Genomic DNA, 11821 nt, shown 5'->3' with positions numbered 1-11821 from the left:
AGCGTCTCTTGTCATTTTTCTGATGACATACTCATATCTTATTATTTTTATCCAAAGGTCCTGTGTAATGGGGTAAATTTAATAAATTATATTCAATCCTGCTAATTCTCCTAATCAAATCCCTCACCATGACATCTTTAGGTACATAAAAAATAAGCGAGTATGCCAATCGACACACTCGCTTATTCTATTTAATATACGATAATGAAACTATTTCATCATTTTATCGATCTCTTCAAATTCAGGTCCCATATTCAAGTTATAATAAACTCTATAAAGTCCTTGCAACCACAAATCCTTTTGATCGGGCTTCAAGCTCTTACCTTTTCATAATACGGTTTAGCCTCTTCATAGAATTTCTTCACTGTAGCTTGAGCTACTGCATATTTGGGATCATTAATATCAGTAGTTGCTTTATCAGCAAATTCCTGAGCCTTCATTAAATATACTAAGCCAACATTAGAATATGCTTCTGCATACTGAGAATCAGCTTCAATGGCTTTCTTATAATATACAATAGCATTATCATACTCTTTCATATTATGATAAAGATATGCTTTAACATATAAATACAATTTATTGTTAGGATCACTCTTGAGCATATTATCAGCAAAGGCCATCGCTTTTGAAGGCTGCTCAATACTATTATAATAATCAACCAAATTAGCAAAGAAATAATCATTAGTTGGGAATTTAACAATACCTTCCTCTAATGATTTAACCCACTGCGCAGTATCTCCTTTAGCCTTGTAAGCATCAGCCATCAATTGCATAGCGAATTTACCACCATCCGGATCAGTAAGAGCAAAAGGAGCAAACTTTATGATCGCATCTTTATCTCCTACCCGGTCTGCAGCTAAAGTTGCATAATATGCTACTTGCGCCATTAGAGTATCACTCTTAGCTAAATTACTCTCAGCCAACATTGGATAAGAAGCTGACTCCAAGTAAGTAGCGAAGAAACTTAAAGCTTCCTTATTCTTATTCATGTTAAAAAATTGAATACCCCCATTTATTAGATTGGGACGTTCAGCCAACATGCTGGATGCATTTACTTTTCTATACTTATTCTTAATCTTCCCCTTTTCATTGGGTACTTCAGCCAATTCATCACATTTGTTGTAGTACTCATACATTTTGAGAATGCTGTTGTATACCTTCAATGTATCATACGGTTTTTTCAAGAAAGCGTTTTTCATTTGTTCTTCATTAAAACGCTTCTGAATAAATCCGGCAACATCCCATGTGTCAGCAAGATCTTTGGTCTCAGAGTCTTTTGTAGCAGCATTGATCAACTGCTCTGCTTTAGAAAAATCCGGTTTTACATCACTAGCAAGACGCTTGGCTTCTTTTACGCTCTTAACTTGAGCAAATGCAAAGCCAGTTGCCATTAATAAAACCACTGAAAATAATACTCTTTTCATGATTGTTGTTTGATTAATTATTAAAATTCATGTCTATTCTTCTGTTTCATTATTCACATCCTCGTTCACATCCTGATTCTCAGAATCCACATTATCTACAACATCATTCACATCATTTATAATGCTTCCTTCCTCTTCCTCGGTCGGAACTTCATCTTCTAGGCTTTCTGTCATGACCTTACATACCGAACCGATTTGGTCATTGCGTTTTTCAAGATTGATAAGACGAACTCCTTGAGTAGCACGTCCCATTATACGAACCTCAGCTACCTTTAAACGAATGGTGATACCTGTTTTATTGATAATCATTAAATCATTCTCATCTGTTACTGATTTGATAGTTACCAATTTACCGGTTTTTTCGGTGATATTCATGGTTTTGACTCCCTTACCGCCACGATTTGTTTTGCGATAGTCCTCAATTTCAGATCGCTTACCATAACCTTGTTCAGATACAACCATAACAGATTCTGTTTTCATATCTTTAATACAGATCATTCCAACAACTTCGTCTTGTTCATCATCATCCAAAACGATACCGCGTACACCTGTAGCAGTACGTCCCATAACACGCACAGCTGCTTCATGGAAACGAATTGCACGTCCGTTGCGATTGGCTATAATTATTTCATTATTTCCATTCGTCATTCGTACTTCAATCACACTATCATCTTCGCGTATTGTAATTGCATTTACTCCGTTTTGACGAGGACGAGAATACTGCTCTAATAATGTTTTCTTAATTACCCCCTTCTTGGTACAGAAGAAGACATAATGACTATTGATATACTCAGAGTCAGCCAGACTCTTCACACGCAAATAAGCTGTAACATTATCATCTGAATCAATATTCAATAGATTTTGAATAGCGCGTCCCTTCGAGTTTTTACTACCTTCAGGAATTTCATATACTTTGAGCCAATAACACTTACCTTTCTGTGTAAAGAACATCATTGTATTATGCATGGTAGCTGGATAGATGTGCTCGATAAAATCCGCATCGCGCGTATCTGTACCTTTGGACCCTACACCACCACGATTCTGAGCACGGAATTCAGTTAAAGGAGTACGCTTGATATATCCCAAGTGAGATATAGTAATGATCATTTGATCATCAGCATAGAAGTCTTCCGGATTAAACTCTTCAGAAGAGTATACAATCTCCGAACGACGTTCATCGCCATATTTAGCTTTAACCTCAATCAGTTCATCTTTTATCACTTTACGACAAACGTCATCATCGGCCAGAATGCTTTCCAAATAAGCTATTTGCTTCATTATCTCTTCATATTCAGCATGAAGCTGATCTTGCAACAGGCCGGTTAACTGACGTAACCGCATTTCAACGATCGCGCGCGACTGAATCTCAGTCAAGTTGAATCGTTCTATCAGACCAGCTATAGCATCATTAGGCGTTTTTGCAGCCCGAATAATGCGTATTACTTCATCAATATTATCAGAAGCAATAATTAACCCTTCTAATATATGAGCACGTTCTTTTGCTTTGCGAAGATCAAACTGCGTACGACGAATAACAACTTCCCGTCTATGCTCAACAAAGTACTTAATCATATCCCTCAAATTCAATATTTGGGGACGTCCATGAACCAGCGCTACATTATTAACTCCAAAAGAAGTCTGAAGTGCTGTCATTTTATAGAGTTTATTGAGTACTACGCTTGCATTAGCATCACGTTTTACATCAATAACAATGCGCATACCCTCGCGGTCGGATTCGTCATTCGCATTTGAAATACCCTCAATTCTTTTATCATTCACAAGGTCGGCAATATACTTAATCAGCTCAGCCTTATTTACATTGTAAGGGATTTCAGTAATTACAATTTTGTCATGTGTCGGTCCGGATTCTATTTCAGCTCTAGCACGCATAACAACACGACCACGTCCTGTTAAATAAGCTTCGCGAACACCGCTTATTCCATAAATAAATCCTCCCGTAGGAAAATCGGGGGCTTTAACATGCTCCATCAATTCTTCAACTGTAATCTCCGAATTATCAATGTACGCATCACACGCATCAATAACTTCCGTAAGGTTATGGGGGGGCATATTAGTGGCCATACCTACCGCAATACCTGAAGCTCCATTTACCAGGAGGTTCGGAATACGGCTAGGCATCACCTTCGGTTCTACCAATGTATTGTCAAAGTTCGCATCGAAGTCAACAGTCTCTTTATACAAATCCTCCATCATTGCTTCGCCTAGTTTATTCAGGCGAGCTTCAGTATATCGCATAGCAGCGGGACTGTCTCCATCAACAGAACCAAAGTTTCCCTGACCATCAACTAATGGATAGCGCATAGCCCACTCTTGTGCCATACGCACCATTGCAAAATAAACGGAAGAATCACCATGTGGATGATACTTACCTAATACTTCACCTACAATTCTAGCTGATTTCTTATAGGGTTTGTCGGAAGTATTTCCCAACTCCACCATTCCATATAATATTCGACGGTGAACAGGTTTAAATCCATCTCTAACATCCGGAAGGGCACGAGATACAATGACCGACATGGAGTAGTCAATGTAAGATGACTTCATTTCCTCCTCGATATTAATCTTTATAATTCTGTCTTGTTCAAGCATTTAAAATGATTATTAATTATACATTCTCTGGTCCGTTAAAAACCACGCTAAAGTACTACTTTTCCATGATATACGAAAGTTTTTTCGAAGAAACTTTATCCCCGTTTCAAAGATCAGCCAGACTTTCCTGAGAATTGTATTGTATAGAAAAACATTGTTGCACAAATCATAAAAAAAACTACTTCATAAAACAAAATTATACTATTATACCTTATTATATTAAATTGCAGATGTAGTAGATGTCATCAACCATACAAGAGTAATCCATTATAGCCCTCTGTATTTGATGATTTTCAGCAATTAAGTCGTATTTGATAGGTATGGCACAACATTTGTAGTTATAAGAAATAACGTAAACATGCAGTATTAACCTCTAATTAATATGTATATTTGCAGGTAATAATTTATTAGAAGAATAAGGAGTATTAATATGAATAACCAATTCTCACAAGGAGTTTCCGATATTATAATCTATAGCAAAGAAGAAGCCAATAGATTAAAGAACAATTACATAGGTCCGGAGCATCTACTCTTGGGAATGCTTCGTAATGGTGAAGGTAAGGCTATTGAAATATTATCGAAGCTAAAAGCCAATTTAGCTAATATAAAGAAACAAATAGAAAATCAATTAAAAGCTGAAGCAAATGATTTATTGTATCCGGATGCGGAAATACCATTATCAAATGAAGCAGCTAAAATTCTAAAGATGTGTATTCTGGAAGCACGCCAAATGAAAAGCAATGTAGCAGACACAGAGCACGTGTTATTGGCTATTTTGAGGGATAAAAACAATTTGGCTGCCGCAATTCTGGAAACGAATGATGTTGATTACTCAAAAGTAATGGATCAGCTTTCTTTGCAACCTGACATAAACTCCGGAATGAGATTCCCGGAGGATGAAGATGAAGAGGACAGCGAAGGAATGTCCCCACATTCCGGTAATCGCGGAGGTGAAGAGCAACAACAGGCACAAGCCGTATTGAAGAAACCGTCCAATAACACGCCGGTATTAGATAATTTTGGAATCGATATGACCAGAGCTGCCGAGGACGGAAAATTAGATCCTGTTGTCGGTCGAGAAAAGGAAATTGAACGTTTGGCACAAATTCTGAGCCGCCGTAAAAAGAATAATCCAATTCTGATAGGTGAACCCGGAGTCGGTAAATCTGCAATAGTGGAAGGGCTGGCTCTGAGAATCATTCAGAAAAAAGTTTCACGTATTTTGTTTGATAAACGAGTCGTAGCACTCGATATGACAGCTGTTATAGCCGGTACGAAATATCGGGGACAGTTTGAAGAACGTATCCGTTCGATATTGAATGAGCTAAGTAGAAATCCGAATGTAATTCTATTTATTGATGAGATACATACAATTGTAGGCGCAGGTTCCGCAGCCGGTTCAATGGATGCCGCTAATATGTTGAAACCCGCTTTAGCACGTGGTGAAATACAATGCATTGGTGCTACAACTCTGGACGAGTACCGTAAAAATATAGAAAAAGATGGTGCGTTGGAGCGTCGTTTCCAAAAAGTTATAGTAGAACCTACAACTCCAGAAGAAACACTTCAGATACTTCGAAATATTAAAGATAAGTATGAAGACCATCACAACGTCACTTATACCGAAGAGGCACTAGAAGCCTGTGTCAAATTGACAGATCGGTATATTACCGACCGTAACTTCCCCGACAAAGCGATTGATGCTTTAGACGAGGCCGGCTCGCGTGTACATCTTACTAATATAAATGTACCCAAAGAAGTAGAAGAACAAGAAAAACTGATTGAGGAAACAAAAGGGAAAAAGAATGAAGCTGTAAAACTTCAGAACTTTGAACTTGCTGCAAGTTTCCGCGATACAGAGAAGTCTCTTCAGTCTCAATTGGAAATAATGAAGAAAGAGTGGGAAAATGATCTAAAAGAAAACAGACAAGTAGTTGAGGCTGAAGAAATAGCGAATATTGTATCTATGACATCTGGTGTCCCTGTACAACGAATGGCACAGGCTGAAGGGATTAAGTTGGCCGGTATGAAGGACGATCTGCAAGCAAAAGTTATTGCCCAAAACGCTGCTATTGAAAAGTTGGTTAAAGCGATATTGCGCAGTCGTGTCGGTCTAAAAGATCCAAATAAACCGATAGGAACATTTATGTTCTTGGGCCCGACCGGCGTTGGTAAAACCTATTTAGCCAAAGAATTGGCCAGATACATGTTTGGCTCTTCAGATGCACTGATACGAATTGATATGAGTGAATATATGGAGAAATTTACAACCTCGCGCCTTGTCGGAGCGCCTCCGGGATACGTAGGTTATGAAGAAGGTGGACAATTGACCGAGAAGGTACGCCGTAAACCCTACTCTATCGTTCTATTGGATGAAATAGAGAAAGCGCACCCTGATGTATTTAATCTTTTACTTCAGGTCATGGATGAAGGAAGACTGACTGACAGTTATGGCAGAATTATTGATTTTAAAAATACAGTTATTATCATGACTTCCAACATCGGAACCCGACAGTTAAAAGACTTTGGACGTGGAGTCGGCTTTGCTACACAAAATCAGTTAGATGACAAAGAGTTCTCGCGAAGCGTTATTCAGAAAGCATTAAAGAAGTCATTCGCTCCTGAGTTTTTGAATCGTGTTGATGAGATTATTACTTTTGACCAATTGTCACTGGAAGCGATTACAAAGATTATAGATATTGAATTAAAGGGTCTATACAATCGCATCGAATCAATTGGCTATAAGTTAGTAGTAGATGATAAAGCAAAAGAATACATTGCGAGCCAAGGGTATGATGTGCAATACGGTGCGCGGCCTTTGAAACGAGCTATTCAAACCCATCTGGAAGATGGTATTTCGGAACTTATCATAAATTCTACTTTGAAGGAAGGCGACACCATACAAGTAACTTTCAATGCGGATAAAAATGAGTTAGAAATGAAATCGGAACCTCAGAATAACTAAGATATGTAATCTTATACAATGCGACAGAATGTCAGGTCTACGGATCTGGCATTTTTTTTGTTTTCTATAAAGCAACTAATTAAAATAAATCAACCAAAAATACATGTATTATGCAAAAAGGTAATATTGGAGTTACAACAGAGAACATTTTTCCAATCATTAAAAAGTTTTTATACAGCGATCATGAGATTTTCTTGCGTGAATTGGTCTCCAATGCTGTGGATGCTACTCAGAAATTAAACACCCTTGCCTCTATTGGTGAATTTAAAGGCGAATTGGGAGATTTAACCATTCACGTTGAGTTGGGCAAAGATACGATTACGATTTCTGACCGTGGTATTGGTCTGACAGCTGAAGAGATGGATAAGTATACGGGTTGGGTTTCTATTCTGCCTTCATGGTAGCTAAGAAAGTAGAGATTATTACCAAATCTCATAAAGAAGGTGCACAAGCAGTGAAATGGTCCTGCGACGGCAGTCCTGAATTTACGATTGAAAATGTAGAAAAAGCTGATAGAGGATCGGATATCATCTTATATATTGATGATGACTGCAAAGAATTCCTCGAAGAATCTCGTATATCCGGTTTGTTAACGAAATATTGTAGTTTCTTACCAGTACCCATTGCATTCGGAAAGAAAAAAGAATGGAAAGACGGCAAACAAGTTGAAACTACCGAGGAAAATATCATAAACGATACTACTCCACTTTGGACTCGTAAACCTAGTGAGCTTTCTGATGAAGACTACAAAGGTTTTTATAGAAAATTATACCCGATGTCCGACGATCCTTTGTTTTGGATACATTTGAACGTAGACTATCCATTCCATCTGACAGGTATTCTGTACTTCCCTAAAGTGAAGAGCAATGTCGAACTCAATAAAAATAAGATTCAGCTCTACAGCAATCAGGTTTACGTTACAGACTCTGTAGAAGGTATTGTACCCGATTTTCTCACCTTGCTGCATGGAGTTATAGACTCCCCGGATATTCCTCTAAATGTGTCGCGTTCCTATTTGCAAAGCGATTCCAATGTGAAGAAGATCTCGACTTATATTACAAAGAAGGTTTCCGACCGTCTGCAATCCATATTCAAGAACGATCGCAAGCAGTTTGAAGAAAAGTGGAATGATCTCAAGATATTTATCAATTACGGAATGCTTACCCAAGAGGATTTTTACGATAAAGCGAAAAAATTCGCCCTTTTCACCGATACAGATAAAAAGTATTATACCTACGAAGAGTATCAGACTTTGATTAAAGATAATCAAACTGACCAAAATGGGGATACTATCTATCTGTATACTAACAATAAAGAAGAGCAATACAGCTATATTGAAGGTGCTAAAAATCACGGCTACAATGTACTTCTAATGGATGGACAACTTGATGTGGCTATGGTAAGTATGTTGGAACAAAAATTAGAGAAATCACGTTTTACCCGGGTAGATAGTGACGTTATTGACAATTTGATTGTAAAGGAAGATACGAAGGGAGAAACTCTGGAGGCCGGAAAACAGGAAGCTATATCCTGTGCATTTAAGAGTCAGCTTCCTAAAATGGAGAAGATAGAGTTCAATATCACTACTCAGGCATTAGGAGAAAACGCTACTCCAGTTATGATTACCCAAAGCGAATACATGCGTCGTATGAAAGAGATGGCCAATATTCAATCGGGTATGAGTTTTTATGGAGAAATGCCGGATATGTTCAATCTCATTTTAAATTCGGATCATAAGCTGGTGAAAAAGATTATTGAAGACGAAGAAACAGCATGCAAAGCCGAACTAACTCCATTGCAAAACGAGATAAATTCGGTTGAAAAACGTCGAGATGAACTTAAAGAACAACAGAAAGATAAGAAAGAAGATGAGATTCCAACTTCCGAGAAAGACGAGTTAAATGATTTGGATAAGAAATGGGATGATCTCAAGAATAAAAAAGAAGCTATTTTTACTGCTTATGCCGGAAACAATAAAATTGTCCGTCAATTAATCGATTTAGCGTTACTACAAAACAATATGCTAAAAGGAGAAGCTTTAAACAATTTTGTTAAACGTAGTTTGGAACTAATATAATTCCCCGCCCCTTTTTATTCATAATATAGATTTGCGAAGAGCATTGTGCACACAGAAGTGTCACAATGCTCTTTTTTAAACTGAAACTAGCTAGATTACATCGATTATTCGGAACAATTGCATATATTTGAACTCTTAAAGTATAGAAAAAAAGATTCACAGTTTAAACAAGATATGAGAAATAAGCTTTTGGTATTTCTATTTTTCGGATTATTAACTCCAATAGTCTGTGCTCAAAAGGTGGGCTTGGTATTGAGTGGTGGTGGTGCCAAAGGAATGACGCATATTGGTATAATTCGGGCCCTGGAAGAAAACAATATACCTATTGACTATATTACAGGAACTTCTATGGGAGCTATTGTCGGTTCTCTGTATTCAATGGGGTATTCTCCCGATGAAATGGTGGAATTATTAAAATCGGAAGAGTTTAAGAGATGGTATTCCGGCGAAGTAGAAGAGAAATATGTATACTACTTTAAGAAGAATCTTCCTACACCGGAATTCTTCAACATCCGTTTCTCGTTTAAAGATTCATTGAACAACTTTAAACCACAGTTCCTGCCGGCTAGCGTAGTCAACCCTATTCAAATGAATCTGGTATTTATTGATCTATACGCTCGCGCTACAGCAACCTGTAAGGGTGATTTTGATAAATTATTCGTTCCTTTTCGATGCGTTGCTTCGGATGTTTATAACAAAAAGCAACTCGTCTTCAAAAAAGGAGATCTGGGTGATGCAGTCCGGGCATCAATGAGCTTTCCATTTATGTTTAAACCAATTGAGATTGATAACGTATTAGCCTATGACGGAGGTATATATAATAACTTTCCGACTGATGTTATGCGAGATGACTTTCACCCTGATATCATTATAGGCAGCGTAGTTTCCACCAATCCAACGAAGCCTAAAGAGAATGATCTCATGAGCCAGATCGAAAATATGGTTATGCAAAAAACGGATTACTCTATACCCGATTCCGTTGGTGTGCTTATGACTTTTAAGTATGATAATGTTAGCTTGATGGACTTCCAACGGATAGATGAACTACATGACATTGGATACAATCGGACGATGAATATGATGGACTCCATTAAAAGTCGCATCCATCGGCGGGTAAATATTGATAATATTCGTCTTAGACGCCTAGTGTATCGAAGCAACTATCCGGAACTACGTTTCAAACAAATCTTTGTAGAAGGAGCCAATACGCAACAACAAGCATATATCAAAAAAGAATTTCATGCTTCCGATAGCGAAGAGTTTACTTATGAAGACCTCAAAAAGGCCTACTTCCGCTTACTCTCGGATAATATACTTTCTGAAATAATTCCGCATGCAGTTTACAATCCTGATGATGAAACCTATGACCTGCACCTGAGAGTAAAGCTTGAAAACAGCCTGGCAGTTCGACTCGGAGGAAATATATCCACTTCCAACTCCAATCAAATATATTTGGGACTCAGCTATCAAGATTTGAATTATTATTCAAAAGAGTTTGTGCTGGATGGACAACTTGGAAAGGTATATAATAACGTCCAGTTCATGGCCAAAATGGACTTTTCTACCACGATACCGACTTCGTATCGATTTATTGCTTCTTTAAGCACTTACGATTATTTCAAGAGAGACAAACTTTTTTCCAAAAATGATAGGCCTGCATTCAATCAAAAGGATGAACGCTTTTTAAAACTTCAAGTAGCGCTCCCTTTTCTATCGAGCAAGCGAGCTGAATTTGGTATTGGAATGGCTCAAATTGAAGATAAGTATTTTCAAAAGAGTGTGATTGACTTTGAAAAAGATAAGTTCGATCGAAGTCGCTACAATCTGTTTGGCGGTTCAATCAGTTTTAACGGAAGCACGTTGAACTCAAGACAGTATCCAGTACAAGGGTATCGTGAAGCTCTTATCGCACAGATATTCGTAGGACGGGAGTTTTATTATCCAGGTGAAGAAACGACCAATAAGCGCACTAAAGAGCATCATTCATGGCTACAACTATCATACATGAAAGAGAAATATCATCGGATGACCAATAAGTGGACATTAGGATGGTATTTAAAAGCGGTATATGCTTCGAAGAATTTCTCTGAGAATTATAATGCTACCATGATGCAAGCCTGTGATTTCTCTCCCACATCACATAGCCAGTTAAGTTACAATGAAGCTTTTCGTGCCAATCAGTTTGCAGGAGCAGGAATTCGTCCAATCTATCGTTTTAACCAGATTTTTCATATTCGGGGAGAATTTTATGGTTTTATGCCGATCTATCCGATTGAAAGAAATTCGTTAAACAAGGCATATTATGGAAAAGCATTCTCTCGGTTTGAATATTTAGGAGAATTATCAGTCGTATGCCAATTACCATTCGGTTCCATCGCTGCATATGTAAATCATTATAGCTCACCGAAAAAGGAGTGGAATGTGGGGTTAAGTATCGGCTGGCAACTATTTAATTACCGTTTCATCGAATAAATATCTTCAAAAAAAATCGTAGTTTACTTGTTATTTAAGGAAAAGTACGTATCTTTGCACCCGTTAAAACAAAACAATGGCCGCGTAGCTCAACTGAATAGAGTAGCTGACTACGGATCAGCAGGTTGCAGGTTTGAATCCTGCCGCGGTCACACTCTAAAAACATCAAATTGGTCGCGTAGCTCAACTGAATAGAGTAGCTGACTACGGATCAGCAGGTTGCAGGTTTGAATCCTGCCGCGATCACAAAAAGGTATCTCAAAAGGATACCTT

3 protein-coding genes, 2 tRNA genes and 2 pseudogenes are annotated in these 11821 nt (G+C 37.8%); 5 read left to right on the top strand and 2 right to left on the bottom strand.

Translation table 11 applies throughout. From position 1 onward, the window contains the following. Positions 1-210: 210 nt before the first annotated feature. Together JCM10512_RS10685 and gyrA are read right to left on the bottom strand one after the other, a co-directional pair. Positions 211-1424, bottom strand: a pseudogene (locus JCM10512_RS10685) (tetratricopeptide repeat protein). Between the two features lie 33 nt (positions 1425-1457). Continuing rightward, entirely contained in the window at positions 1458-4034 is a 2577-nt protein-coding gene (gene gyrA / locus JCM10512_RS10680; protein WP_044162897.1) for a DNA gyrase subunit A, read from the bottom strand. Between the two features lie 430 nt (positions 4035-4464). Here gyrA and JCM10512_RS10675 point away from each other — a divergent pair, with 430 nt between their 5' ends. The 5 genes and pseudogenes from JCM10512_RS10675 to JCM10512_RS10655 all read left to right on the top strand — a co-directional run bounded on the left by JCM10512_RS10675 (position 4465) and on the right by JCM10512_RS10655 (position 11794). Beyond that, a complete protein-coding gene (locus JCM10512_RS10675; protein ID WP_044162895.1) occupies positions 4465-6999 on the top strand; it encodes an ATP-dependent Clp protease ATP-binding subunit in 2535 nt (844 codons plus the stop codon). Between the two features lie 110 nt (positions 7000-7109). Then, positions 7110-9076, top strand: a pseudogene (gene htpG, locus JCM10512_RS10670) (molecular chaperone HtpG). A 174-nt stretch (positions 9077-9250) separates the two neighbouring features. Then, on the top strand, positions 9251-11548 hold the full coding sequence (locus JCM10512_RS10665; RefSeq protein ID WP_044162892.1) for a patatin-like phospholipase family protein: 2298 nt from the start codon (positions 9251-9253) through the stop codon (positions 11546-11548). A 78-nt stretch (positions 11549-11626) separates the two neighbouring features. Next, positions 11627-11700 (top strand) — tRNA-Arg (locus JCM10512_RS10660). 20 nt (positions 11701-11720) lie between these two features. Then, positions 11721-11794 (top strand) — tRNA-Arg (locus JCM10512_RS10655). Positions 11795-11821 lie beyond the last annotated feature (27 nt).

It is taken from the genome of Bacteroides reticulotermitis JCM 10512 (assembly GCF_000517545.1).
Taxonomy (GTDB): domain Bacteria; phylum Bacteroidota; class Bacteroidia; order Bacteroidales; family Bacteroidaceae; genus Bacteroides; species Bacteroides reticulotermitis.
The sequence above is the reverse complement of the archived record's forward strand: the minus strand, read 5'-3'. Positions and strand labels throughout refer to the sequence as shown.

Excerpts from the sequence above, each read along its gene's own strand:
- gyrA (WP_044162897.1), bottom strand. The coding sequence starts at position 4,034 with ATGCTTGAACAAGACAGAATTATAAAGATTAATATCGAGGAGGAAATG.
- JCM10512_RS10675 (WP_044162895.1), top strand. The coding sequence starts at position 4,465 with ATGAATAACCAATTCTCACAAGGAGTTTCCGATATTATAATCTATAGC.
- JCM10512_RS10665 (WP_044162892.1), top strand. The coding sequence starts at position 9,251 with ATGAGAAATAAGCTTTTGGTATTTCTATTTTTCGGATTATTAACTCCA.